Annotated in this window: 24 protein-coding genes and 4 tRNA genes; 7 read left to right on the top strand and 21 right to left on the bottom strand. The window is 43.2% G+C overall.

The window, feature by feature from the left end:
- Nucleotides 1–44: 44 nt before the first annotated feature.
- The 13 genes from IEY18_RS06645 to IEY18_RS06585 all read right to left on the bottom strand — a co-directional run bounded on the left by IEY18_RS06645 (nt 45) and on the right by IEY18_RS06585 (nt 9,737).
- Nucleotides 45–120, bottom strand: a tRNA-Lys gene (locus IEY18_RS06645).
- Nucleotides 121–188: 68 nt separating this feature from the next.
- A tRNA-Lys gene (locus tag IEY18_RS06640) sits at nt 189–264 on the bottom strand.
- 68 nt (nt 265–332) lie between these two features.
- Nucleotides 333–408: transfer RNA gene (locus IEY18_RS06635), tRNA-Lys, on the bottom strand.
- A 68-nt stretch (nt 409–476) separates the two neighbouring features.
- A tRNA-Lys gene (locus tag IEY18_RS06630) sits at nt 477–552 on the bottom strand.
- Between the two features lie 282 nt (nt 553–834).
- Entirely contained in the window at nt 835–1,554 is a 720-nt protein-coding gene (gene ybgF / locus IEY18_RS06625; protein WP_188919016.1) for a tol-pal system protein YbgF, read from the bottom strand.
- Between the two features lie 39 nt (nt 1,555–1,593).
- On the bottom strand, nt 1,594–2,148 hold the full coding sequence (pal, locus tag IEY18_RS06620) for a peptidoglycan-associated lipoprotein Pal (RefSeq protein ID WP_188919015.1): 555 nt from the start codon (nt 2,146–2,148) through the stop codon (nt 1,594–1,596).
- A 32-nt stretch (nt 2,149–2,180) separates the two neighbouring features.
- Nucleotides 2,181–3,512 (bottom strand): Tol-Pal system beta propeller repeat protein TolB, encoded by a 1,332-nt coding sequence (tolB, locus tag IEY18_RS06615; RefSeq protein WP_188919014.1) that lies wholly within the window; start codon nt 3,510–3,512, stop codon nt 2,181–2,183.
- 9 nt (nt 3,513–3,521) lie between these two features.
- Entirely contained in the window at nt 3,522–4,478 is a 957-nt protein-coding gene (gene tolA / locus IEY18_RS06610) for a cell envelope integrity protein TolA (RefSeq protein WP_373290718.1), read from the bottom strand.
- Nucleotides 4,479–4,481: 3 nt separating this feature from the next.
- On the bottom strand, nt 4,482–4,916 hold the full coding sequence (gene tolR, locus IEY18_RS06605) for a protein TolR (protein ID WP_188919013.1): 435 nt from the start codon (nt 4,914–4,916) through the stop codon (nt 4,482–4,484).
- A complete protein-coding gene (gene tolQ / locus IEY18_RS06600; RefSeq protein WP_188919012.1) occupies nt 4,916–5,605 on the bottom strand; it encodes a protein TolQ in 690 nt (229 codons plus the stop codon). The genes tolR and tolQ overlap by 1 nt, the downstream gene beginning before the upstream one ends.
- Nucleotides 5,595–5,993 (bottom strand): tol-pal system-associated acyl-CoA thioesterase, encoded by a 399-nt coding sequence (ybgC, locus tag IEY18_RS06595; RefSeq protein WP_188919011.1) that lies wholly within the window; start codon nt 5,991–5,993, stop codon nt 5,595–5,597. Before ybgC ends, tolQ begins: the two co-directional genes overlap by 11 nt.
- 155 nt (nt 5,994–6,148) lie before the next feature.
- Nucleotides 6,149–8,311, bottom strand: a complete 2,163-nt coding sequence (locus IEY18_RS06590; RefSeq protein WP_188919010.1) for a prolyl oligopeptidase family serine peptidase — start codon at nt 8,309–8,311, stop codon at nt 6,149–6,151.
- 556 nt (nt 8,312–8,867) lie between these two features.
- The gene (locus tag IEY18_RS06585; RefSeq protein ID WP_188919009.1) at nt 8,868–9,737 is read right to left on the bottom strand and encodes a flagellar protein MotY; all 870 of its coding nucleotides are present in this window, start codon (nt 9,735–9,737) and stop codon (nt 8,868–8,870) included.
- 147 nt (nt 9,738–9,884) lie between these two features.
- On the opposite strand from IEY18_RS06585, the gene rnt reads away from it, so the two are divergent.
- Entirely contained in the window at nt 9,885–10,550 is a 666-nt protein-coding gene (gene rnt / locus IEY18_RS06580) for a ribonuclease T (protein ID WP_188919008.1), read from the top strand.
- A 148-nt stretch (nt 10,551–10,698) separates the two neighbouring features.
- Here rnt and IEY18_RS06575 read toward each other — a convergent pair whose 3' ends face one another.
- Nucleotides 10,699–11,304, bottom strand: coding sequence for a peroxiredoxin (locus tag IEY18_RS06575; RefSeq protein ID WP_188919007.1), 606 nt, complete (start codon nt 11,302–11,304; stop codon nt 10,699–10,701).
- A 330-nt stretch (nt 11,305–11,634) separates the two neighbouring features.
- On the opposite strand from IEY18_RS06575, the gene IEY18_RS06570 reads away from it, so the two are divergent.
- Entirely contained in the window at nt 11,635–12,954 is a 1,320-nt protein-coding gene (locus IEY18_RS06570; RefSeq protein WP_188919006.1) for a Na+/H+ antiporter family protein, read from the top strand.
- Between the two features lie 196 nt (nt 12,955–13,150).
- Here IEY18_RS06570 and upp read toward each other — a convergent pair whose 3' ends face one another.
- Nucleotides 13,151–13,777 carry a uracil phosphoribosyltransferase gene (upp, locus tag IEY18_RS06565; RefSeq protein WP_188919004.1) on the bottom strand — a complete coding sequence of 209 codons (627 nt, stop codon included), beginning with the start codon at nt 13,775–13,777 and terminating at the stop codon, nt 13,151–13,153.
- A gap of 229 nt (nt 13,778–14,006) precedes the next feature.
- Between upp and purM the strand changes: the two genes are divergently transcribed.
- Complete coding sequence (gene purM, locus IEY18_RS06560; protein ID WP_188919003.1) at nt 14,007–15,044, top strand: phosphoribosylformylglycinamidine cyclo-ligase; 1,038 nt, start codon at nt 14,007–14,009, stop codon at nt 15,042–15,044.
- Entirely contained in the window at nt 15,044–15,688 is a 645-nt protein-coding gene (purN, locus tag IEY18_RS06555; protein WP_188919001.1) for a phosphoribosylglycinamide formyltransferase, read from the top strand. The genes purM and purN overlap by 1 nt, the downstream gene beginning before the upstream one ends.
- 507 nt (nt 15,689–16,195) lie before the next feature.
- Here purN and IEY18_RS06550 read toward each other — a convergent pair.
- Entirely contained in the window at nt 16,196–17,368 is a 1,173-nt protein-coding gene (locus tag IEY18_RS06550) for a tetratricopeptide repeat protein (protein ID WP_188918999.1), read from the bottom strand.
- 255 nt (nt 17,369–17,623) lie between these two features.
- Between IEY18_RS06550 and IEY18_RS06545 the strand changes: the two genes are divergently transcribed.
- On the top strand, nt 17,624–18,649 hold the full coding sequence (locus IEY18_RS06545) for a WD40 repeat domain-containing protein (RefSeq protein ID WP_229779756.1): 1,026 nt from the start codon (nt 17,624–17,626) through the stop codon (nt 18,647–18,649).
- A 62-nt stretch (nt 18,650–18,711) separates the two neighbouring features.
- On the opposite strand, the gene IEY18_RS06540 is transcribed toward IEY18_RS06545, so the two are convergent.
- Nucleotides 18,712–19,344, bottom strand: coding sequence for a chromophore lyase CpcT/CpeT (locus tag IEY18_RS06540; protein WP_188918997.1), 633 nt, complete (start codon nt 19,342–19,344; stop codon nt 18,712–18,714).
- A 227-nt stretch (nt 19,345–19,571) separates the two neighbouring features.
- On the opposite strand from IEY18_RS06540, the gene IEY18_RS06535 reads away from it, so the two are divergent.
- Nucleotides 19,572–20,762: a cystathionine beta-lyase gene (locus IEY18_RS06535; protein WP_188918995.1), complete on the top strand. Its 1,191-nt coding sequence runs from the start codon at nt 19,572–19,574 to the stop codon at nt 20,760–20,762.
- 199 nt (nt 20,763–20,961) lie between these two features.
- On the opposite strand, the gene IEY18_RS06530 is transcribed toward IEY18_RS06535, so the two are convergent.
- Nucleotides 20,962–22,176: an EAL and HDOD domain-containing protein gene (locus IEY18_RS06530; RefSeq protein WP_188918993.1), complete on the bottom strand. Its 1,215-nt coding sequence runs from the start codon at nt 22,174–22,176 to the stop codon at nt 20,962–20,964.
- A 493-nt stretch (nt 22,177–22,669) separates the two neighbouring features.
- Between IEY18_RS06530 and IEY18_RS06525 the strand changes: the two genes are divergently transcribed.
- Nucleotides 22,670–23,611: a M14 family metallopeptidase gene (locus tag IEY18_RS06525; protein WP_188918991.1), complete on the top strand. Its 942-nt coding sequence runs from the start codon at nt 22,670–22,672 to the stop codon at nt 23,609–23,611.
- 83 nt (nt 23,612–23,694) lie between these two features.
- On the opposite strand, the gene IEY18_RS06520 is transcribed toward IEY18_RS06525, so the two are convergent.
- The 3 genes from IEY18_RS06520 to trhO form a co-directional block, all read right to left on the bottom strand.
- Nucleotides 23,695–24,183, bottom strand: a complete 489-nt coding sequence (locus tag IEY18_RS06520; RefSeq protein ID WP_188918989.1) for a CreA family protein — start codon at nt 24,181–24,183, stop codon at nt 23,695–23,697.
- Nucleotides 24,184–24,232: 49 nt separating this feature from the next.
- Complete coding sequence (gene yegD / locus IEY18_RS06515) at nt 24,233–25,612, bottom strand: molecular chaperone (RefSeq protein ID WP_188918987.1); 1,380 nt, start codon at nt 25,610–25,612, stop codon at nt 24,233–24,235.
- Nucleotides 25,613–25,901: 289 nt separating this feature from the next.
- Nucleotides 25,902–26,882 (bottom strand): oxygen-dependent tRNA uridine(34) hydroxylase TrhO, encoded by a 981-nt coding sequence (trhO, locus tag IEY18_RS06510; protein ID WP_188918985.1) that lies wholly within the window; start codon nt 26,880–26,882, stop codon nt 25,902–25,904.
- Nucleotides 26,883–26,956: the final 74 nt, after the last annotated feature.

Here is a 26,956-nt window from a genome sequence, read left to right as displayed (position 1 = left end):
ACCTCTGAATTAAAGCCAAACTGGCAATCTCACTTTCAGAAAAGTGGTGGGTCGTGAAGGATTCGAACCTTCGACCAATTGGTTAAAAGCCAACTGCTCTACCAACTGAGCTAACGACCCATCTGGATTTCCGTGCTGATAAGCACCTCTGAATTAAAGCCAAACTGGCAATCTCACTTTCAGAAAAGTGGTGGGTCGTGAAGGATTCGAACCTTCGACCAATTGGTTAAAAGCCAACTGCTCTACCAACTGAGCTAACGACCCATCTGGTTTTTCGTGCTGATAAGCACCTCTGAATTAAAGCCAAACTGGCAATCTCACTTTCAGAAAAGTGGTGGGTCGTGAAGGATTCGAACCTTCGACCAATTGGTTAAAAGCCAACTGCTCTACCAACTGAGCTAACGACCCATCTGGTTTTTCGTGCTGATAAGCACCTCTGAATTAAAGCCAAACCGGCAATCTCACTCTCAGAAAAGTGGTGGGTCGTGAAGGATTCGAACCTTCGACCAATTGGTTAAAAGCCAACTGCTCTACCAACTGAGCTAACGACCCATCTTTATCAATCTAAAATTGATCAAGATGATAATTTAAGCGCTTGTATTCACAAACGTTTGCGTAATCACCTTGTGCTAACCAGTATGTTTTCCAATCTAGCATCGCCAGTAAATTGTGAACCAAACTCTTTATTCACATTGAAAAACTCTTCCTGTTTCGCGTCCCCAAGCGAGCTGCCTCGCTCTGAGGGCGCCTATAATACCTTTTTCATTTTGTCATGCAAGTGCAATTTTATGATTTTTTGCCGTTTGCATGAAAAACAAACGAAGAGTTTGTTTTTTATTTCAATGCTGTTAGCTGTTGTTTAGCGATCCTTGCTGCAGCGCTATCTGCATGGTCTTTTAAGACTTGATTATAGTAGCGTTTTGCCGCAGTAATATCGCTAGATTTTTCCGCGATCATACCTAACTTAACGAGGCTGTCGCCAAACTTACTCGAAGTTTTAAATTTAGCGATGACCGTATTAAATGCCACAGACGCTTCTTCAAACTCACCTTTAGTATAAAGCAGCTGCCCTAACCAGTAATGCGCATTCGCTGCGTAGCTTGACTCAGGGAATTTTTGGATAAAATCTTTAAATGCAGGGATTGCTGCATCATACTTTCGCTCTTTTAGCACCAAGTTAACCGCTTGCTCATAGCTAGCTGTCTCACTCAACGACGCTGCTGCAGTTTCAGTATTCGTCTCAACGGTCACAGCGGTCGGTGCTGGTTGCGCTTGTAAATTGGCAATTTCATCATAAAGCTGACGTTGGCGCTGCAGCATTTGATTAATTTGATACGACTGCTGCTCTGCTAAACCGCGCAAATCTTGAACTTCACGTTGCAAACTATCTAGTCGCTGCATCATTTCAAAATCTGATTGCTGCTTGGCCTTAACCATTCTTTCTAAGCGGGCAACTTTATCACTACCACCAGCAAGATCCTCAACAGGCGCAGGCGCTGCAACTGCAGCGCCTGCCCAGAAGAAGACCGCCGCAGTGAATACGGCTCTTCTCATATCAAAACTCCTAAACATCGAACACGATGACAGCGTAGATTAATAAACCAATACAGCACGACGATTCTTAGCAAAACCATCATCAGTACGAGAAACATCAAGAGGCTTCTCTTCGCCATAGCTAACCATTGTCATCTGGCTCGGTGAAATACCCATACTTTGTAGATACTTAGCAACGGCTTTTGCACGACGCTCACCCAAAGCAATATTATACTCAGGCGTTCCACGCTCATCAGCATGGCCTTCGATCATAACGCGAACATTTTCATGCTCAACTAAATACTCACCATGTGCCTGCAAGATCTCTGCAAATTGCGGCTGAATTTCGCTACGGTCAAAATCAAAATAAATAATGTGCTCTTTACGCAGCTCTTGGAATTTAAGACGTTGCTGCTCTTGTGGTGTTAACACTTGATTGACGCCACCAATTTCAACACCACCTTGACCTTCACGTACTTCACCCGAAGTTGCAGACCCATCTGCACCGCCAGCACTTGTAGCATCAGTTTCTGATTCAGAAGTAGAGCTACATGCACTTAATGCCATAATTGGAAGCGCGACCAACATAGCTTTTAACAACTTATTCAGATCCATTGTGTAATCCTTATTTACTCATTTAATTTAAATTAAAGAAATGGTGACCAGGTTGGCGATTTAACTTCGCCTTTCCCTACAGGTAGTCTTGCTTTAAAACGCCCGTCAACTGAAACGGCAGCCAATACCTGTCGGCCATTATGTGTCGTCCCGTAAATTACCATGGTGCCATTTGGTGCGACACTTGGTGACTCATCTAAACGCGTTGATGTTAGTACTTGCATAAAGCGCGTTTCTAGGTCCATTTTGGCAATATTAAATTTGCCTTGGGTTCGATTTACAAAAACAATGCTGCGACCATCTGGCGTAATTGCTCCGCCAAGATTCCACTCACCTTCATAGGTTAAGCGTCTAATTCGTCCGGTGTCCAAATGTACGCGATAAAGTTGGGGTTTACCACCTCGCTCTGAAGTCAGCAACAGTGACTTACCATCAGGGAACCACTTCGCTTCAGTGTCGATTGCGTAATGATTGGTCACTCGTTTAATCGCTTTCGTTGCGATATCGATGACATAAACTTCAGGTTGACCATCTTTCGATAGTGTTACCGCAAGTTTTTTACCGTCGGGGGAAAATACGGGAGAGCCATTTATCCCTGAAAAGCTACTCACTTTAACTCGGCTTCTCGCTTGAAGATCCTGAACAAATATCTCCGCTTTACGATTTTCAAAACTCACATAAGCAAGCTTTTTACCATCTGGTGACCAAGCAGGAGACATCAAAGGTTCACTGGAGCTAAGCAACATATTTTCGTTAAAACCGTCATAATCCGCGACCATCAATTTATACGGTTTGTTTTGACCATGATTTACGACGACATAAGCAATTTGCGTGAGAAAGGCACCACGTATACCGGTCAGTTTTTCGTAGACAATATCGCTAATACGGTGGCCATAACGTCGAAATGCAACCTCAGGAACAATCGTCTCACCACGTCCATCAAGCAACAAGTCGCCCTTACTTATCGGTTTTGATTCATCCTGCAGCTGTGCCTTCACCAGATCAATAAGGTCAAACCTGACTTTAAACTGGTTATTTCCCACCGGCTCGATAGAGCCGACCACGACAGCTTCAGCAGCTACGTTCTGCCAAAGTTTGGGATCAAAATCTTCAAGGCGGCTAATCTGTCTTTGGGGCAGACTTAAATCATCCAACACTTTAAACGTACCACTACGCGTTAAATCCGAAGTTACGATGTCAGATATTTGCTTATTTGCAGGTCCAGCGCCTTTCCAAACAAATGGAACAACCGCTATAGGGCGAGACTCATCCACGCCATCGGTAATCACAATATCTAACGCAGCAAAAGCAGGTAAAGCGCAAAACATTCCTATAAGCGTCAACCATTTCCCTAAGATTTTCATAACACCCCTTTAGTCAATTTCAGGTCTGTAGGTTAAATTAATTTCTTTCATTTTCGCGTAAACGTCAGGCTCTTTTGAGACAGGAAGACGTTGTACTTTCTGAATCGCGGCTAATGTTGCACGGCATACTGCTTGATCACCGGATTGCACTCGACTGCTGACCACAAAGCCATCGGGAGCAAGGCGAATCAAGACTTGGCAGCTTTTGCCACGCATCGACTCCGCTTTCAACACATTTCGGGAAATAGTCGCTGAGATCATCGCAGTGTACCGTTGCACCTCAGAGATCACTTGCTTATTACGTGTCGCTGATAAAGCAACCTGCTCTGCAGCCAAGGCTTCTTGCATCTGCCTTTCTTGCTCCTCACGGGCACGCTGCTCAGCTTTGCGTTTGGCTTCAGCAGCTTCTTTCCGCTTGCGCTCGTCTTCTTTTCGTTTACGTTCTTCAGCCGCCTTTTGGGCTGCAGCTTCTTCTGCCTTTCGTTTATCAGCCGCTTTCTGAGCCGCTCGCTCAGCTGCTGCTCTCTCTTGTTCTTTCTTTTTACGCGCCGCTTCAGCCTTTGCCGCTTTTTCTTTTTCTTTCTTTTGTTTCAGTTGAGCAGCTTTAGCTGCGTCAGCCGCTTTTTTTGTTTCCTGCTCTTTGCGCTTGCGTTCCTGCTCAAGCTTTTTAATTTGAGCTTGCTCGCGTTCACGGGCTTTTTTGGCCTCTCTTGCTTTTCGCTCTAATTCCGCTTGACGATCTTTCTCTTTTTGCTCTTTGTTGCGTTTTTGCTGCTTTAATTCTTCCACCCGCTTGGCGACTTTTGCTTGGTCAATGACTACAGCTTTCAGCGCAGGTGCGCTCGCCTTCGGCGTGGGCAATGGCTGCTCCGAAAAGTCTACGCCAACGGCAAGCACAACAATAACGCCTATATGGATGACTGCTGATACAATCAACGGCATTGTGAATTGAGACTTTACACTCACCGATTACTCCTCCGGAGAATCCGTCATCAAACCAACTGACGGAACGCCAGCAGCTTGTAGACTGACCATCAATTGGATCACACGTTCATAGGGAATTGCTCGGTCTGCTTTTACAACGACAGGTCGTTCAGGCTCAAGCTCGATAATGGCTCCGACGCGAACACTAATGGCTTCGAGATCGAGCGCTTCATTGTTTGCCCCTTCTCCCACATTTAAAAAGTAATCCCCTGTCGCATCAATTGATGCAACAACCGGCGGCTTCCCATCAGCAGGCAAAGACTCTGCGGATGCTTCCGGTAAATCAACCTTCACCCCTTGGGTCACAATTGGCGCAGTCACCATAAAGATAATCAGCAACACTAACATCACGTCGATATACGGAACCACGTTAATCTCGGCGACTGGTCGCCGACGTTTACGTTGATAACCCTGATGCATTAGCCTCGGTCCTTATCGCTATAGGCTTGGCGATGTAAGATACTCGAGAACTCTTCCATAAAGTTGGCATAGGACATTTCCAATTTCTCAACCTGTGTTGAGAATCTATTGTATGCAATCACCGCAGGAATGGCGGCAAATAGACCCATTGCAGTTGCAATTAACGCTTCAGCAATACCTGGCGCAACCATCGCCAGAGTGGCATTTTCTACAGCGCCCAATGCAATAAACGAATTCATAATTCCCCATACGGTTCCAAATAAGCCGATATAGGGACTCGTTGAACCAATTGTTGCAAGTAAAGGCAGATGATTTTCTAGCGCTTCAAGCTCGCGAGACAAGGTCACTCGCATGGCTCGATATGTACCGTCCATCACAGAACTGGGATCACGACCACTAATTTTGGTCAGCCGAGAGTATTCTTTAAAACCAGTGACAAAAAGTGACTCTAAACCCGAATTGGACTCCCCTCTCGCATTAAGTTCTTGATACAAACGATTCAAATCAACGCCAGACCAAAATTTATCTTCAAATGCAATTGATTTCGACTTAGCGGAAATCAGAAGATTTCTACGCTGAATAATAACGGCCCAAGATGCAATGGATAAGCCCAGCAACGTAAGCATGACAAACTTAACGAGCAAACTCGCTTGTAAAAATAGCCCAATAAACGAAATATCAGCTTCCACCTTTTAACTCCTTGGCAATATGCATCGGTATAGCTTTAGGCCGCATCCGAGAAAGTGCGACACAAACAACAATTATTTCACCTGAACAGTAACAATTACCTTCTTCATCCAAAAGTTGCTGCTCAAACGTCAAAGACGTTTTTCTCATGTCTATGACACTCGATTCTACGATAAGGTTCTGCTCAAATTTTGCAGGACGCTTAAAATCTAAAGTCGCATGCTTTACAACAAAGGCTGTATCTTGCTGCAAGAGCTCAGTTTGCTTGACATGTATGGCTTTTAACCATTCAGATCTTGCTCGCTCAAAAAAGTTCAAATAATTGGAATGATATACAACGCCACCCGCGTCGGTGTCTTCATAATAAACAGAAATAGGCCAACGAAACATAGACAAAAGCTGACTCAAACAGTGAATAAACTGTGACTTACTATACCTATCCAGTCATGGATTGTGAATGCTTGAGCGATGCAGTGGGAATCATTAAACATAAAAAAAGAGGGCTTTTGCCCTCTTTCTTATTTTTAACTCATATTTTGACCGAGTTAGTGACCGATATGTTGCGGAATTGTTAGGTTAAAATTGTGAAATAGAAAACTATAGATGTCAGCAAATTCATCAATCTTCATTGCTGTGGGCTTACCACGACCATGGCCAGCATTGGATTCAATTCGCATAATCACTGGAGCATCACCCGTCTGTTTTGCCTGCAGCATGGCACCAAATTTGAAACTATGTAATGGCACCACACGGTCATCATGATCTGCCGTCATCACCATCGTTGCTGGATAGTCTTGCTTTGTAACATTGTGATAAGGAGAATAAGCGTATAGTGCTGGAAATTGTTCCGCGACATCTGCACTACCATATTCACTCGTCCAAGCCCAGCCAATCGTAAACTTATGGAATCGGAGCATATCTAATACCCCCACTGCCGGCAGTACCGCTGCAAATAGCTCTGGTCGTTGCGTCACAGCTGCGCCCATTAACAAGCCACCATTGCTTCGACCATAAGCACCAAGCTTACTGCTATTGGTATAGCCATTATCAATCAAATATTCTGCGGCGGCATAGTAATCATCAAATACATTTTGTTTCTTATCGAGCATTCCTGCGACATGCCAGCTTTCACCATATTCAGCTCCCCCCCTTAAATTGGGTACTGCGTATATGCCCCCCATATCTAACCAAGCAATATTAGCTGGGCTAAATCGTGGTGTGACAGAAATTGAAAAGCCACCATATGCATACAGCAACGCGGGATTTGCCCCATCTTTTTTCATGCCTTTCTTATAGGAAATAAGCATCGGCACTTGTGTACCATCTTTACTCTTATAAAAAACTTGCTCGGTTACATAATCATCTGGGCTAAATGAAATTTTTGGCTCGGCATATACGGCTGAACTACCGGTTTTAAAGTCATATCTATACGTTGTTAGTGGCTGGGTATAGCTGCTGAAGACGTAATAGAAATAATCTTTTGAGCGTTTCCCATAGGGACCGGTAATTTTACCTTTACCCGGTAGCGCAATATCTTTAACTTTGCGACCGTCTAGATCATAGACCGATAGCTTACCTAAGACATGGTGTAAAGAACTAACAACCAGCTGGTCATTCACGATCTTCACTCGGCTAATTGGGTCCGCAGACTCTGGGATAATCGTTTTCCAATTTGATTTTTGAGGACGATTGACGTCAATCGCAATGACTTTGCCATTCAATGCGTCCAAATCGGTTTTAAAATAGAAAACAGAATCATCATTCCCAAGGAAGCTGTACTCAGCCTCTAGCTCTGCGATTAATTCAACCATCTCTGCATTTTTTTCATTAAGCGCTTTATAAAAGAAACGATTACGACTGTCCGTTCCCTGGGAAATGGATAGCAGTAGGTAATTACCATCTCCAGACACTTCGGCACCGAAACCCCAATCTTTGTTTTGCGGACGCTCGTAAACTAGAACATCTTGAGTTTGCGGAGTTCCTAAACGGTGGTAATAAACCTTTTGATTAAAGTTAACATCCGCTAAAAGATCTCCGCCCTTCGGTGCATCATAACGAGAATAAAACACACCTTTATTGTCTTTATCCCATTCTGCACTAGAAAATTTAATCCAGCTCAACTGATCGTCAAGCAACCGCCCTGTCGCTACATCCATGAAATACCATTGTTGCCAATCAGACCCTGATTTAGATACCCCGTACGCTAAGGTTTTTCCATCATGACTAACCGAAAGACCTGATAGTGCAGATGTACCTTTAGCGGATAGTTTATTGGGATCCAGTAATCGTTTCTCTATACCTGTGTCATCTTTAACAAATAAAACTGACTGCGATTGCAACCCATCATTGCGATAATAAAAAGTGTTAGAACCATGCTCAAAAGGCGCTGACACCTTTTCGTAATTCCAAAGCTCAGTAATGCGATCAACTAAAACCTGCTTATTTGGTATTTGATCGAGGTAATTGTCACCAAATTCTTGTTGAACTTTCACCCAAGCATCGGTTTTGGAGTTATTTTCTTCTAAATAGCGGTACGGATCTGCCACCTCAACACCATGTAATACATCAACCTGCTGGGTCACTTCGGAAACCGGATAAACGAGCTGAGCTGTGGCTCCTTGAATACCAGTCGATTGGCAAGCACTCAAACCAATCGATGCCCCCAAGGCAACAGCACTTGCCATAATCAATTTTATTTTTATTCGCATTTTGCTGACTTCCTTTTTATTGCAGCGCAAAAGTTTAATGTGGGTCACTATACCCACATATTTTTTCTACGCCAATGGGTACCATTTCATTGTTCAAGGAATAAACAGCAGTCAAAATTAACAATTAAACAACATATAACTAATCTATAGTGTGTATTTTTATGCACCTTTATTAATTAAAGCGCTAAAAACACCGATTTATAATGACTTACGGTGTCCTTCATCACCTTTTATGCATTAGTTTTATTTATGCTAGTAGGTATTTTTTTTAGTTTGCGGCTTTCTAATGCTGACCATACAATGACCACGTTTTCAGGAAGTGTCAGTTTACTGATATTGAAAACAAAGAACTTTTAAACTGATGTTGTTTCGCAAATGTCAGTTTTTCCCTGGTTCTTATGCTTGACTTCCTTCCTTCAATTTGTTGATTGCAATAGAATATTTGCAGCCCGCTCAAATGAGCGGGCTTTTTTTTGCGCAAAAAAAGATGCTATATTGACTAAGACATAAAAAAGGGCCGATTTTTCAATCAGCCCATTTCATCATTAAATCAAATTCACATCGGTTTGGATATTCTAATCACCACCCGACGGTTGCGGCTGCGCTCATCGACTGTTGTATTTGAAGCGACATGCCGTGCTTCACCGTGCCCCATCGTATGGATGCGTTGTTGCGGAATTCCTTTGGCCAAAAAGAATTCTTTAATAGAGTCAGCTCTTTTTATCGAAGTACGTTTATTCACGCTCCGGCCGCCATAACTATCGGTATAAGCATCAATCAATACCAGTTCCACTTCGTTATCATAAGATAAATATTCTTGTACACGGGCCAATTGCTGTTTTGAAAATCGCGTCAACTCGGTCCCACCAAATTCATAATTCAAAACGGTAAATGCTATATCTTCAAAGCTATAAGGTAGTAGATTAGCGAGGCAGGATTTGAATTCTCTAAAAGTTCTTCCGAAATTTACAGTAGATAATCCCACTGCAATTTTATTACTTTGGTTATACCAATCTGCGTAATAAAAAGTGGGTTCCATACCGCGCTCTAACTCAGCAAGCATGGACCATGCTGCACGCTTTGGTACTTCCCCATTAAAGTACTTTTGATATTTAAGCGTTGTAATAGGCTTGGAGCGCACCCCGGGTCGCCAATTCGGCGCTCGACTCATCAGCCGCGCATTAGTCACTTGATCGGGCTTCATCCACATATCTAAAATAAAATTGAGATTATGATCTTTACTAGCTTGGCTACTAAAGATGGCTTTGCCATACATTGGAATGTCATGCTCAAGCCTACATGCAACTGGAGAGTTTTGGCTCACACGCCATTGAGAGTCTTCCAATGAAGCCACATAATGCCTCAACTCAGCAGAAGCAAAGCTTGGAAGTAATAAACTGGTGATAAGAAGTGCCGGTCGCCACATGGTCTAAGTCGCTCTCTTTATTTTCATTGCACCTTATGTATCGGCAGGTTTTTTCGTTCCTTTAGAACATAAACCCAGCAAACACACATGACAGCAGTGATCAGTTTAAGCATAATAGCCCACTATAAAAAAATGGGTGGTATTTTAATGAGCGATATTTGCGACTTCAACAAACTGAGCAATCGATTTCGAGGCTATTACCCTGTCGTTATCGACGTGGAAACAGCGGGCTTCAACGCAAAAACAGATGCACTTCTTGAAATCGCGGTCACGCTTCTCAAAATGAATGATGAAGGCGTATTAGCCCTTGATAAAACGCTCCATTATCATATTGACCCGTTTGAAGGTGCAAATCTTGAGCCTGACGCTCTTGCATTTAATGGCATCGATCCCAGCAACCCACTTCGCGGCGCAGTATCAGAAAAAGAAGCATTTTTAGAAATCTTTAAAGAAGTCAAGAAAGGCCAGAAAGCTGCGAACTGCCACCGCAGTATCATTGTTGCTCACAATGCGGCATTTGATCACGGTTTTGTCAGCCAAGCCATTGAACGAAATGGACTAAAACGCACACCATTTCACCCCTTTGCGACCTTTGATACAGCAACGTTAGCCGGATTAGCAATTGGTCACACAGTCCTAGCCAAAGCTTGTATGATGGCGGGGATCCCTTTTGATAATAGTGAAGCTCATTCAGCTCTTTATGATACAGAACGAACAGCAGAGCTATTCTGTCACATTGTAAACCGCTGGAAGTCTCTAGGTGGTTGGCCACTGGCACCTATAAATGAAGATCTTAAGGAACCTGAGTCGTAACACGATCACTCCCCTATGATATTGCTTTGATCCACGATGGATTTGCATTCAATGCATGTCGAGGAAATCATGACAACTAAGCAATACAAACACGCATAAAAAAAAGCTGCCAATGGCAGCTTTTTCAATTCATGAACTGGTCTGTGCCTTATAGGCCTTCCGAGTTCTCTGTAAGATATGCTGCAACACCTTCAGGGCTTGCATCCATACCTTTTTCACCTTTTTCCCAACCTGCTGGGCACACGTCACCATGCTCTTCGTGGAACTGAAGTGCATCGATCATACGTAGCATTTCATCAACGTTACGGCCAAGCGGTAAATCATTCACGACTTGGTGACGAACTTGGCCTTCTTTATCAATAAGGAATGAGCCACGGAAAGCAACGCCGGCTTCTGGATGCTCAACGTCATAGGCTTTACAAATTTCGTGTTTCACATCAGCAACTAAAGTGTATTGCACTTGGCCAATACCACCTTGGTCAACTGGCGTATTACGCCATGCGTTATGTGTAAATTGTGAGTCGATTGAAACACCGATGACTTCAACACCACGTTTCTTGAACTCATCCATACGGTGATCAAATGCAATCAACTCAGAAGGACAAACAAAAGTAAAATCAAGAGGGTAGAAAAACACTACCGCTGGCTTACCTTTAATTGCAGCGGTAAGGTTAAAAGTATCAACAATTTCACCTGAACCTAAAACTGCTGCTGCAGTAAAGTCTGGCGCCGGACGGCCTACTAATACGCTCATTTTTTATCTCCATCTATGGAATGAATTGAGAATAGACAAACAATTCCCTATAAAACTCTGGCTATTATAAATAGCCTGTCTCTGCTGACAACCTATTTACGATCAATATCACAAATTGGATGAAAAATATTTTCAATAAACACCAATTTGCGTCAGGGGCGAACAAAAAAACAGCAACTCATGGCTTTACAAGCGCTATCTAAGTGAATTCGCATCACGAACTAAAGTCGCTTATCACGCTGATTTGCATTCATATTCGAATTTGCTAGACAGCCTCTGCTTAGAATTGACAAAATACAGCCTTTCCCACTATGAAAACAGACTACTTTTATGAATGCTGTTGTTATTTCAGTCAGCTTAATGCTTTTATTGAGCTTTTTTCGGGTCAATGTAGTCATCGCACTAACAATCAGTGCTCTGGTGGCTGGGTTATTTGGCGGTTTAGACATACAGCAAACCATCGATGCATTCAATAATGGCCTCGGAGGCGGAGCCAAAATTGCCCTCAGCTATGCCCTCCTTGGCGCTTTTGCGGTAGCCCTATCCCACTCAGGATTAACAACGCTTATTTCTACCACCGTCATCAAGCGGTTAGGCCACGCACCAGCGACGGCAAACATTCAAAAAGTGCGTTGGATTTTGTTAGCCGCGCTTCTCGTTATGGCGATGTCTTCGCAAAATATCTTACCGATTCATATCGCCTTTATTCCTATCCTCGTGCCACCGCTTTTGCATGTGATGTCAAAACTATCACTAGACCGAAGGTTAGTCGCCTGTGTATTAACTTTTGGACTGGTCACGACCTATATGATTTTACCCGTTGGTTTTGGTGGGATTTTTCTCCATGATATTTTGCTATTCAATCTCAACAGTAACGGTTTAGACGCAGCGAGAGAGCAGATTCCAGCCGCAATGCTGATACCGGCTTTAGGCATGATAGCAGGCCTTCTGTTTGCCTTATTGATCAGCTATCGTAATCCCCGTATTTATCGAGAAGAGCTCATCCTCGCAGCCGAGCCCGAAGAAAAGCTTAGCAAGAAAAATATTTACATCGCTATCATCGCTATAACCACGACTTTACTCATTCAATTGCAAACCGGTTCGATGATCATCGGCGCGATGTTTGGATTTATGATTTTTAGTTTATCAGGCGCTTTGAAGCATGTTGCTGATCAAGATGTATTTACTCAAGGTGCACGCATGATGGCCAATATCGGTTTTATAATGATTGCCGCAGCCGGGTTTGCAGCCGTAGTAAAAACCACTGGGGAGGTCTCGACCTTGGTGGCATCTCTTGGCGACTTTATCGGTGACAACAAACCACTCGCTGCATTTTTAATGCTGGTGGTTGGTCTATTAATTACGATGGGGATCGGTTCTTCTTTTTCGACGATACCAATTATTGCGACGATTTATGTACCACTGGCGTTGAATTTTGATTTTTCAGTGCCTGCAACAATTGCACTGGTTGGAACAGCCGCCGCGCTCGGTGATGCTGGTTCACCTGCGTCCGATTCAACTTTGGGGCCAACGGCAGGACTCAATGCAGACGGGCAACACGATCACATTCGAGATAGCGTCATCCCAACATTTATCCACTATAACTTGCCTTTATTGGCCTTTGGTTGGATAGCAGCAATGGTGCTTTAAAGACTTTAAAAATATGTTCAGAGGCACGAAACAAGAACGGTTTCGATTAGCATCAAAAACAATAAAATAGAATAGTGGTGTGCAATGAAACGACGAAAAATCGTGTTGCACATTAATCGCTGAATTCAGTTACGCATAAAAAAGCGGAAAGATGAGACTACATCTTTCCGCTTTTATTGTTTATTTGCCGGTACGCTTATTTGGTACCAAAAATCTTATCGCCTGCATCACCTAGACCGGGCAAAATATAACCCTTTTCGTTCAGGCACTTGTCAACAGCAGCTGTATATAGTTCAACATCAGGGTGAGCTTTTTGAAGTGCTTCAACACCTTCTGGTGCAGCAACCAGTACCAGCGCTTTAATCGAGGTACAGCCACGCTCTTTAAGTAAGTCAATTGTTGAAATCATCGAGCCGCCAGTTGCCAGCATTGGGTCAACAACCAGAGCGATACGCTCATCGACATTACTACAAAGCTTTTCAAAATATGGGACTGGTTCCAGTGTTTCTTCATCACGGTAAATTCCCACAACAGAAATCCGCGCGCTTGGAATGTGTTCTAATACACCGTCCATCATCCCTAAACCAGCACGAAGAATCGGGACAACCGTAACCTTTTTACCTTTGATTTGCTCAATTTCAACAGGGCCATTCCAGCCTTCAATCGTGACTGTTTCAGTCTCGAGATCTGCCGTCGCTTCATAGGTTAATAAACTCCCAACTTCAGCAGCTAACTCGCGGAAACGCTTAGTACTGATATCTCCTTCACGCATCAAACCAATTTTGTGGCGAACTAAAGGATGCTTAACCTCAACGACTTTCATTTTTATCTCCTGCTGTTTTTATAAGCTTTCAAGAAGCAAATTTTATCGATCTTAGACTATTTAAGACGAAGGTAAAATATAAAAATGCGCAGACCCAAAAAACCGTGATGCAACTCGCACTGAAACTTACACAAGTTTATAAAAACTTCGCTTTCTCGGGATTGCACAAACTGATAGAATAGCGCCGCACAAAATCCCATATAATAACGATGTACCCGAGAGGATCTCCGTGAGCACTCCTACCCCACTGAGCTATAAAGATGCAGGCGTCGATATTGATGCTGGCAACGAACTGGTTAGTAATATCAAATCTGCTGTGAAACGCACCCACAGACCCGAAGTTATGGGCAACCTAGGTGGCTTTGGCGCGCTTTGTGAATTACCAACTAAATACAAACACCCTGTTCTCGTTTCTGGCACTGACGGTGTCGGCACCAAACTTCGCTTAGCAATCGACTACAAAAAACACGACAGTGTTGGTGTTGATCTCGTTGCGATGTGTGTAAACGACCTAATTGTTCAAGGTGCTGAGCCACTTTTCTTCCTCGATTACTATGCGACTGGCAAGTTGGACGTTGCAACAGCAACATCGGTTGTCAACGGTATTGGTGAAGGCTGTTACCAATCTGGTGCAGCATTAATCGGTGGTGAAACTGCTGAAATGCCTGGCATGTATGAAGGCGAAGACTACGACTTGGCAGGCTTTTGTGTCGGCGTTGTAGAAAAGGCTGACATCATTGATGGCACTAAAGTAAAGGCTGGAGATGCATTGATTGCTCTTGCTTCTAGCGGTCCTCACTCAAATGGCTACTCGCTTATTCGTAAGGTCCTAGAAGTTAGCAAGGCTGATCCGCAGCAAGATTTAGCTGGCAAGCCGTTGATTGAACATTTGCTAGAACCAACAAAAATTTATGTGAAGTCACTGCTAAAACTGGTCGAAGCATCAGATGTACACGCAATGGCTCATATTACTGGCGGCGGATTCTGGGAAAACATTCCTAGAGTTTTACCTGATGATTGCAAAGCGGTCATTACCGGTGACTCATGGCAGTGGCCAACCGTATTTAACTGGCTTATGGAAAACGGCAACATTTCTGAATTTGAAATGTACCGCACCTTTAACTGTGGTGTCGGAATGGTCGTGGCACTGCCTGCTGATAAGGTTGAATCTGCATTAGAATTGTTAGCAGCTGAAGGTGAACAAGCCTGGCTCATCGGTAACATAGCCTCTCGTTCAGACGATGAAGAGCAGGTGGAGATCCTTTAATGGCAAAACAATTACGTGTACTGGTACTTATTTCAGGCAATGGTAGTAATTTACAAGCAATCATAGATAGCTGTGATGACCATCTTCAAGCCGATGTTGTCGGTGTCATCAGTAACCAACCAGATGCTTTGGGCTTACAAAGAGCTCATCACGCTGAAATTGATACCAGTTGCGTGATCGCCAGAAAGGGGGAGTCCCGTGAGTCTTACGATCTACGTTTACAGCAGCGTATTGAAAAATACCAGCCAGAGCTCATTGTTCTCGCGGGTTTCATGCGTATTTTAAGCGACGACTTTGTCAGTCAATATGAGGGACGGATGATCAACATTCACCCTTCTTTATTGCCAAAATATACAGGGCTCAACACGCACCAACGCGCAATTGATGCAAAAGATACAGAGCACGGCGCGAGCGTACACTTCGTCACGCCACAGCTCGACTCTGGCCCAGTTATTTTGCAAGCTAGAGTCCCTGTTTATGCAGAAGACACTGCTGAGCTTTTGACGGAGAGAGTCTACGAACAAGAGCATGCTATCTACCCAATCGTAGTAAAATGGTTCGCTCAAGGTCGACTAGAAATGAAAGATAACCTTGCATTTCTCGATGGCGAGTTAATTGGCCCATCAGGCTTTGCGCCCGATTAATGCAGATTCTGTAGTCGTGATATTCCAAAAGAGAGCCAAGGCTCTCTTTTTTGTTCACACGCTTTCACTCTTCGAGCAAATGACTCAAGGCAAATCTCCCTGATTTAAGCGACTTTAATGACATTTAAACCACAAAGAGCAGAAGAAAAAGCCATGGGATAAGAGCGCTCTTTTCATTCCATGAAGCGCTGAACGGTTTACATTTGCTACGCCATCAAATGCGACATAAGCTGCTTGTCAATTCTACCTCTCCGGTAGTCGCTCGAACAATTATAAAATCAGGGGTTGGGGAAATCGATACTATCTAGTGCCAACTACCACTTGAACGTCGGCCCTGAAGCAAGGGCTCGCGTGTATATCAAAGCCTCCAATTCAGCATCGAAACTCCGTAGACATGACTCGTATTTGCTGCCTCATCGATACTGCATCACCGTTAAGCCACAGACACCAACACTACCAGATGTATACTGGCAGCATGGAGGCATCAAGCATTTCCCTATTCCGGTTTTACTGGGAAGATTCGGAATTCAAATTATACAATTTAAATTTATATAACTGGCGCTCTTCTTTTTCATAAGACCATTCTAACGCCTGTTTCAGAGTCTTTTTCGCCTTTAAGTGCCGACCTTGAGACAAATAAATTCGATAGAGTCCAATATAGGCAGGCTGTACATAGGGAGCGAGCTCTAATGTCTTATCAAATAGTATTTTCGCTCTGCTTTGCTCACCAGCGGCTTCAGCTCGATAAGCTTGCTCCAACCAAATATAAGGATTCGGGTCATTCAGCGTGAGCATTTTTTCTCTATACTCGTTTGCTAAGCTCTGGCGCCCATTCTTTTCTAACAACACAATATAATTCGTCAGTAAGCTGAGGCTATTTGGATTAACCTGTAGCCCAAATAGATAAATATCTTCAGCAGTTTTTACATCGCCTTGGCGACGGTGCAAAACAGCTAGCAGATTCAATACTTCAATATCTTGAGGGGCATGTTCATACGCCTGCATTGTATATGAAAAAGCCAAATTGATATCATCTAGGATCAATGCATCAGCCGCTTTATTGCGATAATACATCGCAATAAATTGGTTCGAATTCACATGTTTACCTGCATAGTTGGTATTCACAGGGAAGTAGTCTACGACTACATTTGCTCGCGTATACGAAATATGATTATTTTTTTCCTGAGAAGGTTCAAAAACGCGAGTCTGCACATGGGTTGAAGAAAGTAGCAAATTATTATTTTTTTCAAAAACGGGTAATGTGTTCACTTCTCGGTAATCAATTTCTAAATCAACTAATTGAGCAAGCGCTGTGGTTAACATCGCCAAACTCATACAATTGCCTTTATTCAACGACCACGCTTGATCTGCGACATAGGTGGCACCATAAAATGTAAAATTATCGAGTCGCGTTTCCAAGAACTCTGAAAGTGCAATATGTGGCCTAACTCCCCGCGAGAGTCGATAATTAAAATCGGCTAAAAAATCTTGCTGGTGCTCTTCGGAAAGCAAAAATAGCGTATCTGATTCCACTATAGATTCTTGCTGTTGAAACAGCGCATAATTAATTGGCAGCGCAGCAGCACCTAGTTGAGACTCTGAATTCGTAAGCGCTTGATGACGACTGCAACCCCAAAGCCCCAAAAGAAGGGTAATCAACATTACAATTCTTACACCCATTTCTACTCCTCTTTTCACTCAATTGAATGTAAATCATAAATAGAGCAAGCAGCCGGCAGATGAATGCCAACTATCAGCAACAATACATCATGCAGCACTCATTTTTGTTTTAATTATCAGATATAAAGGGAGCTTAGTTTTATGAAGTTTCTGCTGACTGTCAAGCAATGCGTGATCAATGTCACAGCAATTCTAGCTCGCTTAAACAGAAGCCTGTTATGATTCTTCATTATCTCTATCTGTTTTGGCGCGCACGTGCATAAATTAACATTTCTTATTAAACCAGTAAGAGCAATCATGGTGGGCCTTTTGGTTTTGTTGGCAGGCTGTGAACAAGCAAGCAACGAACTTGCTTCCGTTCAAACCAAACGCCTGACGCAAGAGACCCTCATTGATGGCGTTCTTTCTTCTCAAGCTTCAATGGCCGTAACACTCAATAGAAAAAGTGACGTCATTGTCTGGAACACCGAAAGTAGTCAACCTATTTATCATTGGTCCAGTGATGATTTTTCCGTCCCCATATTCAAATTAGCACTCTCGGGCAACCAGCAACAACTCGCAGTTGCAGGCAAACAACAACTGATACTATTTAACTTAAAAGATGGAACTCGGGTTTTACAGTGGCAAGCAAAGAGTTTTAATCCAGATGCTAGCATTAGCAGTCTTTATCTCAATCACGATGCTGGGTTTATGTTGGTGGGCATGAGCGATGGCGCCATTTTAACGATTAACCGCCAGAGCAATCAGCTTTCTCAGTTTAAGCAACATGATGCGAATGTAAGCCATGTCGAATTGTATTCGGCCGATGAACAGGTGTTTTCAACAAGTCATGACGGCAGCGCCCTAATTTGGTCTACAAATACAGGGGACATTATAAAACGATATGAGTTTCCGCAGCGAATGAATAGCGCAGCGCTTGACACAAAAGCACAGCGCATTTTTTTAGCGGACGCGTTAGATAATCACAAAACTTTAGATCTAATCACCCATGCAAGCTTTCCTACTTTAGAGTTCTGGGGTCGCTACCGCTACTTCCGAAAAGCGCTATTTATTCGCCAAGGCACGGAACTCATTACCGCCACATCGAAAAACAAAGTCTTTCAATGGGACGTAGCCACAGGCAAACAACTAAGCCAATGGCAACTCAAAGCATATACGGCAGGAACGACGGTACTGTCGATGGTTGAAACCACAGCTGACACTCATCATCCACAAACGAACAGCAGAACACTCACGACGCTAAGCTCAGATGGCGCAATTGAAGTGTGGCCAATAGATTAAAGCCTACAGACGCCGCCTTTCTTTTTGAGCGCACTGAATGAACATGCTTAAAGGAACCGAAATTAACGGCGCATAAACTGATACCCGGCTTTTACGGCTCCCCAGACTTGCTCACCTTGCCCATTCCAGCCACGGTCCCAACTTAATATTTGATCTTTGGTGACCGTAACTTCTGATGTGGCATAACTTGCTCCCCTGAGGGTGCTTTTACAAGTACTGTTATCTGTCGCACCAGAAAAACTTTGACTGGCTTCATTCCAACTTAAATAAACAGCGCAGCCCGGCTTTAATGCCAAATCTTTAGGCGTCAAGGAGGCAAGAGGCCTAAGTTTGCTGTACTCGCCGGCATAATTTAGAGGATTATCAAAGGTAAAGACTTTACTGACAAACTCAGTTTTTGACAGTGCTTGAACTTGATACACACGCTGTCGATATGGCTTTTCAAGATGAGACGCAGCCGCTTGTTCAACATAAATCCAAGCATCTTTTTGTTGTAACCAAATACGCTTCATATTGAGGTGGATATTAAAGAAATCTTTATCTGCGATAGATTGCTGTTCACTATCAAAGTGTCCAACCATCCAGTCCAATAAAAGTTCTTTTTTATCTTGGTGATTACCATGTGCTAGCGCACCCGTTGCACCAACAGTACTCACTCCTACAGCCACTGCAAATACCATACTGAGCTTTTTCATTTAAAAATCCTTCTATTGAACGACTTAGCATAATGCGCAAAGGATAACATGAGAATTCAATTGGAGTGAAGCTAGCGCATGACACACAACAAAGCGCAAATTACTCAGCTATGTAGGTTTATGACTTCCAAAGATCAACGTTGGTGTTAAGATTAATCTTTTAAATCCGTCGCACACGCAAAGCAGTGGTAATCCATCACCATACCATTAAGGACAGGCAACGACATATGAGCAAAGAAAAACAGCAACTTGATACCCAAATCGTCAGCCTAGGTCGCGACAAAAAATGGTCCCAAGGTGTGGTCAACCCACCCGTTTATAGAGCCTCTACTGTAATTTTTGACACCATGGACGATATGCGCCACGCCATCAAGCACAAAGCAAATGGTGAAATGTTCTACGGGCGCCGAGGTACACCGACTCACTTTGCCTTTCAATCCGCTATCGCAGAGCTTGAAGGCGGAGTCGGGACGGCACTCTACCCATCAGGATCTGCAGCAATCAGTGGCACTTTGTTGTCATTACTGAAAGCTGGTGATCACTTGCTAATGGTGGATTCAACTTACGAGCCCACTCGGGCGCTCTGCGATAATATTTTAGCCGGATTTGGTGTTGAAACGACCTACTATGATCCGATGATTGGCGCAGATATAGAGTTGCTTATTCGTCCAAACACCAAAGTGTTATTTCTTGAATCACCAGGTTCGATCACGATGGAAGTGCAAGATGTGCCAACGCTCGCGGCTATCGCACATCAACACGGCTTAAGTGTTGTGCTAGACAACACTTGGGCCTCGCCTATCAACTGCCGTCCTTTTGACATGGGCGTAGACATCTCAATTCAAGCAGCGACGAAATACATCGTGGGCCACTCGGATGTGATGATGGGAACAGCAACCGCCAATGAAGAGCACTGGGATAAGCTTAGAGAAAACAGCTATTTGCTTGGCCAATGCACTTCCCCTGATGATGTATATCTTGCAGCACGGGGCTTAAGAACATTGGGCGTTCGTATGGCACAGCATGAAAAGAACGCATTACTGATCGCCAACTGGCTTGCTGAGCGTGCCGAAGTTGATCATGTTCGCCACCCCGCTTTTGCAACATGCCCAGGTCATGAGTTTTTCAAGCGTGATTTTAGTGGCGCCAATGGTTTGTTTTCTTTCGTTCTTAAGCAGGGCAATCTAAAAGCAACCACAGCTTTTGTTGAAAACATGCAGCATTTCAAAATGGGGTTTTCATGGGGAGGATATGAAAGCCTCATTCTTGCGGTTAGCGGTATCGATAGCATCCGAACCGCAACCCCGTGGGATAGTACAAAACCACTCATTCGTCTACATATTGGCTTAGAAGATCCACAGGATCTCATTGCCGATCTTGAAGCGGCATTTGAACGCTTTCATGCCGTGCTTTCATAACACACGAAAGATATTTAGAGTCACCCAAGAATAAAAAACAATCACTTTACTTCGTATCAAATGGGTTAAGTGGTTGAATTGAATTATTGAACGCGGAATTAGCTCGGAAAAGCCAAAATGCGATTTGAATTTTTGGCGCATAAGTAAGACAGGAGGCTGTAAACCCGAATGCAACGAGAGCAGCCTATAAATCCCAATATTATTGGATATTTTCGAAACTATTTGCCCATTGTATAGCTTCGGTATACGCCGTCAATATACATTGATTCGGCACCGCAAGTTGTTTACTCAAGTTGTCAACCTGCACCCAATTAGCTTGTTCAAATGCCCGAATGAGCTCTAAATAGCCACCGAGACTGCCCACCTTGTCAGTGAGTGCAAGCTTAATCTGCTCTTGTACCGGCAGCTTTTCTAAGGCAAGGCCTAGTTCCATATCTAACATCACATCAATCAATGAAAAAAGACCGGTTAAAAATGCTGAGGGTGGATTCTGCGACTCATTTTTATAAGCTGACAAATTTGAACAAAACTTGGCACGTATAATCGCCATATTGGTTAACTCAGGGTTTTTATCTTCCGCGAGTTTTGCAAGGGCGATGAGCGAGATAAACTTCTTAACCTCAACTTCTCCCATGTATGACAACGCATGTTTTAGCGACGCGATTTCCTGACGCTTAGCAAACGCTGAACTATTTATAAATCGCAATAACTTATATGACAGTGAAACATCGCGCTCAATGATTGTGCTAACGACTTCGAGATCAAGGTGTGGTTTCGCCGACTCGGCCATCAATTGCAACAGGTTTTGCTTACTGGGTGCAATATTCTTTTGCTTAAACATTTCAGGCCGTGCGAAGTAGTACCCTTGAAAATACTGAAACCCTAAATGTCTCAGGCGAACAAACTCTGTTTCGGTTTCTACTTTTTCGGCCAACAAAATTATCCCCGAACCTTCGAGCTGTCGAATGTTCTTCGAAATTTGGATAATGCTGAATTGCTGAACATCAACTTTGATCATCGAAATGTAGGGCAGCAATGGGTCCCATTTAGAGTCAAAGTCAAAATCGTCAAAAGCTAAGCGATAACCTAATCGATGTAATTCTTGGCATGCTTTAACGAGTTCTGGAGTAATATTCACGGTTTCCAAAACTTCAATATATACCTGCTCAGGATCAATTGACGTTGGAAAGTGATGTAAAATTGTATCTTCACTAAAATTGATGAACGCCATTTTATCCTGCACGATGGACTCAAATCCTGACATCAAATGATTTTGCGCAATAATCTTCGATGTCGCTTCATTCGAATCAATGTTTGGAAAGCAGTTTTTGTCCCCGTCTCGATACAGCAATTCATAAGCGATCACCTTATTCTCAGCATCAAAAATAGGTTGTCGGGCAACATAGGTGTACATCAAAAACTCCAATCGAACAGGTTATTATTTCGGCGGAAAAACAGTGGGTATTCTGTTGTTGTATTCTTCAAAAAGGATGGTTGAATCAAATACTTTTGACTGACCTCATAAAAAGATGCAGCAAATATATCAGATTAGCTTTTGGATAGCGCAGACAAAGATCATGCTTTACATGTGTTTATGGTACGCATTTCTGTATCCAAGTAAATCCAATCGCCATAACTGTATTTACCTATACCAACTATAATACTTTCGAATGACAAAATGCAGTAATTTTGTATTACATCTTATATCTAAAATTTCCAGCCGAAGCCACATAACCGCGATGCACGCAAAAAATCTTTCGCTTAGCCCTATTTTTCACAGACTTGAGCAGAATTGTCTGGGGCTTAGAAACAATTCAAATTTACCGCTTTTCAAAAGATATATTGAGTCGATACAGAGAGTCCTCTATATTGCCTCGATACTATAAAATGATGGGGTTACACGACACATGAATCAAAATGCTTTCTATCCAATTGGCACGATGGGCCAGCCTTGGAGTGAAGAAGATAAACAAGCTTGGTATCAAACTTGTCAAATTCGTCGGAGCTACTTAGAAGAAGTGGCCAGTAAAATCCAACCGCTCTCTGAACAATTTGAATTGATTCAATATGGCGCCCTAACCTATGCCCCAGAAATCTATCCACTGTTTGCCTTGAAATCAAATAATTGGGACGACGACAAGCCAACTATTCTCATTACTGGCGGCGTACACGGTTACGAGTCAAGTGGTGTACATGGCGCTATCACCTTTGTACAAACAAAGGCGAGCGATTATGAAAAGTTTTTTAACTTTATTATCGCGCCTTGTGTCAGCCCTTGGGGTTATGAAACGATCAATCGATGGAACCCAAGTGCCATAGACCCAAATCGATCATTTTATCACGACAGCCCAGCAGAAGAGTCTGCAGCACTGATGCAACTTGTAGAAGATATTGAAAATCAACACAAGCCAATTCTCGCGCACATTGATTTACATGAAACCACGGATACGGATGAACTAGAGTTTCGCCCTGCTCTGGCAGCAAGAGATGGCGTGCCTTATCAAGCGGGTTCGATCCCAGACGGCTTCTATTTAGTGGGTGATACCTTGTCCCCGCAACCTGAGTTTCAACGTGCGATCATTGAATCCGTCGCCAAAGTAACGCACATTGCACCAGCTGACGGGCAAGGACAGATCATTGGTGCAGATGTTACACAACAGGGCGTGATCAACTATCCAACCAAAGCACTTGGACTATGTGCAGGCTTAAGTCATGCCAAATATTGCACGACTACAGAAGTATACCCCGATAGCCCTCAAGTGAATGCTGATGACTGCAATCAAGCACAAGTTGCGGCAATCGTAGGCGCATTGGATTATTTACAGGCTAAAGCTCAATCACCCAGCTGACTTAACATCTTCACATTAAAAAATGGCGCGATACAGCTTTAACTGTACCGCGCCAATTCAAAATAACTTTCGATATTTAGAGACTAGTTATTAGCCTTACTAGATCCGCCCCAAGCTTGAGTACCAAACAGTGGTACGCTCGATAAAGCATGCTTATGGCTACCTTCAGTTTCTTTGGTCGAATATGACAAGTAAAGCAACGTCTGATTTTGAGCATCATATATTCGTCTCACTTTGAGCGACTTAAATAGAATACTCAAAGACTCTTTAAAGACAACTTCACCATTCTTTGATTTATCAATGCTATCAATATCTTGAGGCAAAATAGGCCCTGTTTGGCGACATGCGATACTCATATCCGATGGATCGGCAAAATCTAAATCAGCCTCAACTCGGCTAATGTGACAAGTAACCCCTGCGATTTTGGGATCTTTCCGAGCGTCAATCACAACATCTTTTGTCGTAAATAACCCTAAGCTGACCTTACCAACATCATCACCACAACCACTAACACCGGCACAAAAAGCGCCAATCAAAATATATTTAGTATAAATAGCAAGCTTAGATTTCATCGTGTAGTCCTACTTTTTCGCGATTGGTGACAATATAGTGATAGATACTTTACAGGGAATCATTTATAGATGAAAAAGCTTTCTGAGCCCAATGCGTTAAACCTGCAGTGACACTGCCAAAATGGTCACCAATGACGACTTCTGTCTCAGGAAACAGCCGAGAAATTTGATTGTAGATCACCGGGCTTTTCGCCGTGCCCCCCGTAACATAGACTAAATCTGGCTCCACACCAGCTTGAGCTACGACATCTTTCATTAAACTAATGACTTTGCTCATAGGTGCAGTTACTGCTTGCGCAAGTATGGACTGGCTGGCTGAAGTTTCTAAATTTGCCTCGATGCAAGTTAAATCAATGACCGTTTGCTGTGCATCAGAAAGCGCGATTTTGCTCAGTTCCGCTTGGCGCACGATTAGATAGCCCAATTGTTGCTGTTGCACTTTTAACAATCGTTGCAACTTTTGTGGTTGCTGCGCATCTTTTATTAAACTTTCAATATTTTTGCGGCTCGTTAACGTCGCGAAATCCCGCTGCGCACTAATATCATTCACAGCAACTGCATTCCAAAACGGTTTACTCGGCATGGGGCGTCCGGTGACTAGATCACTATGCAGACCCATTTTTGGCATTATTCCATACATCGCCAAGGCAATATCTAAATCATTGCCTCCAATGCGTTGACCACTATGGCCAAGAAAGTCTTGTGCACGTTCAGTCTTGTGACAATGACTTGGCCCCATTCTCACCATAGAGCAGTCAGTTGTACCACCACCAACGTCCACCACTAAAACAGTTTTATCTTGTGTAAGACGTGCTTCGTAATCCATCCCTGCGGCAATGGGTTCAAATAGGAATTCCACCTGACTAAATCCAGCACGGTTCGCAGCTATGCGGAGAATACTTTGTGCTTGCTGATTACTGTCTTCGCCACCAATCGCTTGAAAATTCACGGGCCGACCAATAACCGCATGGGTCAATGTTTGATGTGTTTGCAGCTCAGCTTTACACTTCACGTGATGCATCATCAAAGTGACAATATCTTCAAACAGGCCTATTTGTTCAGCTCTTAGACCCGTGGCACCCAAAAATGACTTCGGAGAGCGAACATAAAACCCTTCCTCAGGCATGTCTAAGTAGGCCTCTAACGCTTGTTCACCCACAAAAACACCGACCTCATCCACATCAAGGTCTAACTCATGCCTTACGCGTTTTGCAAGACTCAATTGCGCGGATCGCGCTTGGCTATATTCCGCTTGCTGGTTCTTGGGCAAAATTCTTAGCACTGCTTCTGCAATTAATTCTCTATCCATTGCATAAAGCATTGAAGGCATATAAGCGCTATCGGCGGTTATTTTAACGAGTTCAACTTGACCATTCTGAATGATCCCAACCGCGCAATTGGCACTTCCATAATCAAAACCAACAAACATTTGAACAATTACCTTTGCGTTAAACAGTACACTTTACCTTGCAATAGATCTCAATCGATACATGCAGGCAGAGCGATAAAATGGGGCGCAGAAGGTACCATAAAAATTGCTTCTATAAAACTTGCTAAAACGACATCGTAAGCAACAAAACTGTGACAATAGGTGCTTCGCAAATACGGCGCTCAATCTCGCTTCAATCTTCAATAGAAACTCATCGACCATGCTGCAGTATATATAGCCAATCCATGCACCAAAGCAACCGTTCTCCCCTACAACAATCAAAGAAGAATTAAGAGGGTTTACTTTGCGATTTAATTCTAGCGGCTTTAGCTGCTCGGCGTTGCGACGCGACACGATTCACATCATCACCTAAATGAGATTCCCCTCGAGATTTAGCCAGCTGCATTTGACGTTCTCTTTCTTGAAAACGTTGCATCTGCTCCTCACTATGCGTACCGACACAATGTGGACATTGGATCCCTTGGAGATAATCCTCACTTTGCATATCTTCAGCAGTAATCGGTTTTCGACAAGCATTACACTGCTCATAACTGCCTTTTTGTAACTGATGATTGACGGCAACTCGATTATCAAATACAAAACATTCCCCACGCCACATGCTTTGTTCTGATGGAACTTCTTGTAAATATTTCAATATACCGCCTTCTAAGTGGTATACGTCTTCAAACCCTTGCTCTTTTAAATAAGCCGTCGACTTTTCACAACGAATGCCACCAGTACAGAACATAGCAACCTTTTTGTGCTTAGCAGGATCAAGTTGAGTTTTAACGTATTCAGGAAAGTCACGAAAAGAATCCGTTTGTGGGTTCAATGCATTAGCGAATGTGCCAATTTTGACTTCATAATCATTGCGTGTATCAATCACTAAAACTTCGGGATCCGCAATCAATTGATTCCAATCTTTGGGTTTTACATAAGTCCCTACCACTTGCAACGGATCAATTCCTTCAACACCCATAGTGACGATTTCTCGTTTCAGCTTCACCTTCGTCCTATAAAAAGGGAGAAGTTCATCGTAAGAAAGTTTATAGCTAATTTCACCCAACCCTGGTTGCGCTGTGAGCCATGTCAATAGAACATTAATAGATGACTTTGACCCCGCCACAGTGCCATTAATCCCTTCATGTGCAAGCAATAAAGTGCCTCGGATCTGGTGTTGAGTCATTAGCTCAAACAACGGCTGACGGATAGATTCAAAATGTGGCAAAGACACAAACTTATAAAGTGCACAAACAACAACTTTAGACATAAAATCCTCAAAGAGGCTAACCAAGACTTAAATCAGGGCGCCATTGAAATTCAAAAGTGAGCGCGGCATAATCA

The sequence above is a fragment of the Shewanella gelidii genome, from assembly GCF_014647855.1.
Taxonomy (GTDB): Bacteria; Pseudomonadota; Gammaproteobacteria; order Enterobacterales; family Shewanellaceae; genus Shewanella; species Shewanella gelidii.
The sequence above is the reverse complement of the archived record's forward strand: the minus strand, read 5'-3'. Positions and strand labels throughout refer to the sequence as shown.

What these genes read in the sequence shown, in the direction of transcription:
- IEY18_RS06575 (WP_188919007.1), bottom strand. Translation starts at nt 11,304, where the DNA reads ATGAGCGTATTAGTAGGCCGTCCGGCGCCAGACTTTACTGCAGCAGCA.
- trhO (WP_188918985.1), bottom strand. Translation starts at nt 26,882, where the DNA reads ATGTCTAAAGTTGTTGTTTGTGCACTTTATAAGTTTGTGTCTTTGCCA.
- upp (WP_188919004.1), bottom strand. Translation starts at nt 13,777, where the DNA reads ATGAAAGTCGTTGAGGTTAAGCATCCTTTAGTTCGCCACAAAATTGGT.
- IEY18_RS06585 (WP_188919009.1), bottom strand. Translation starts at nt 9,737, where the DNA reads ATGTGGCGACCGGCACTTCTTATCACCAGTTTATTACTTCCAAGCTTT.
- rnt (WP_188919008.1), top strand. Translation starts at nt 9,885, where the DNA reads ATGAGCGATATTTGCGACTTCAACAAACTGAGCAATCGATTTCGAGGC.
- tolB (WP_188919014.1), bottom strand. Translation starts at nt 3,512, where the DNA reads ATGAAAATCTTAGGGAAATGGTTGACGCTTATAGGAATGTTTTGCGCT.
- IEY18_RS06540 (WP_188918997.1), bottom strand. Translation starts at nt 19,344, where the DNA reads ATGAAAAAGCTCAGTATGGTATTTGCAGTGGCTGTAGGAGTGAGTACT.
- IEY18_RS06530 (WP_188918993.1), bottom strand. Translation starts at nt 22,176, where the DNA reads ATGTACACCTATGTTGCCCGACAACCTATTTTTGATGCTGAGAATAAG.
- IEY18_RS06525 (WP_188918991.1), top strand. Translation starts at nt 22,670, where the DNA reads ATGAATCAAAATGCTTTCTATCCAATTGGCACGATGGGCCAGCCTTGG.
- IEY18_RS06535 (WP_188918995.1), top strand. Translation starts at nt 19,572, where the DNA reads ATGAGCAAAGAAAAACAGCAACTTGATACCCAAATCGTCAGCCTAGGT.
- IEY18_RS06590 (WP_188919010.1), bottom strand. Translation starts at nt 8,311, where the DNA reads ATGCGAATAAAAATAAAATTGATTATGGCAAGTGCTGTTGCCTTGGGG.
- pal (WP_188919015.1), bottom strand. Translation starts at nt 2,148, where the DNA reads ATGGATCTGAATAAGTTGTTAAAAGCTATGTTGGTCGCGCTTCCAATT.
- yegD (WP_188918987.1), bottom strand. Translation starts at nt 25,612, where the DNA reads ATGTTTGTTGGTTTTGATTATGGAAGTGCCAATTGCGCGGTTGGGATC.
- purN (WP_188919001.1), top strand. Translation starts at nt 15,044, where the DNA reads ATGGCAAAACAATTACGTGTACTGGTACTTATTTCAGGCAATGGTAGT.
- ybgC (WP_188919011.1), bottom strand. Translation starts at nt 5,993, where the DNA reads ATGTTTCGTTGGCCTATTTCTGTTTATTATGAAGACACCGACGCGGGT.
- IEY18_RS06550 (WP_188918999.1), bottom strand. Translation starts at nt 17,368, where the DNA reads ATGGGTGTAAGAATTGTAATGTTGATTACCCTTCTTTTGGGGCTTTGG.
- IEY18_RS06570 (WP_188919006.1), top strand. Translation starts at nt 11,635, where the DNA reads ATGAATGCTGTTGTTATTTCAGTCAGCTTAATGCTTTTATTGAGCTTT.
- tolR (WP_188919013.1), bottom strand. Translation starts at nt 4,916, where the DNA reads ATGCATCAGGGTTATCAACGTAAACGTCGGCGACCAGTCGCCGAGATT.
- IEY18_RS06520 (WP_188918989.1), bottom strand. Translation starts at nt 24,183, where the DNA reads ATGAAATCTAAGCTTGCTATTTATACTAAATATATTTTGATTGGCGCT.
- ybgF (WP_188919016.1), bottom strand. Translation starts at nt 1,554, where the DNA reads ATGAGAAGAGCCGTATTCACTGCGGCGGTCTTCTTCTGGGCAGGCGCT.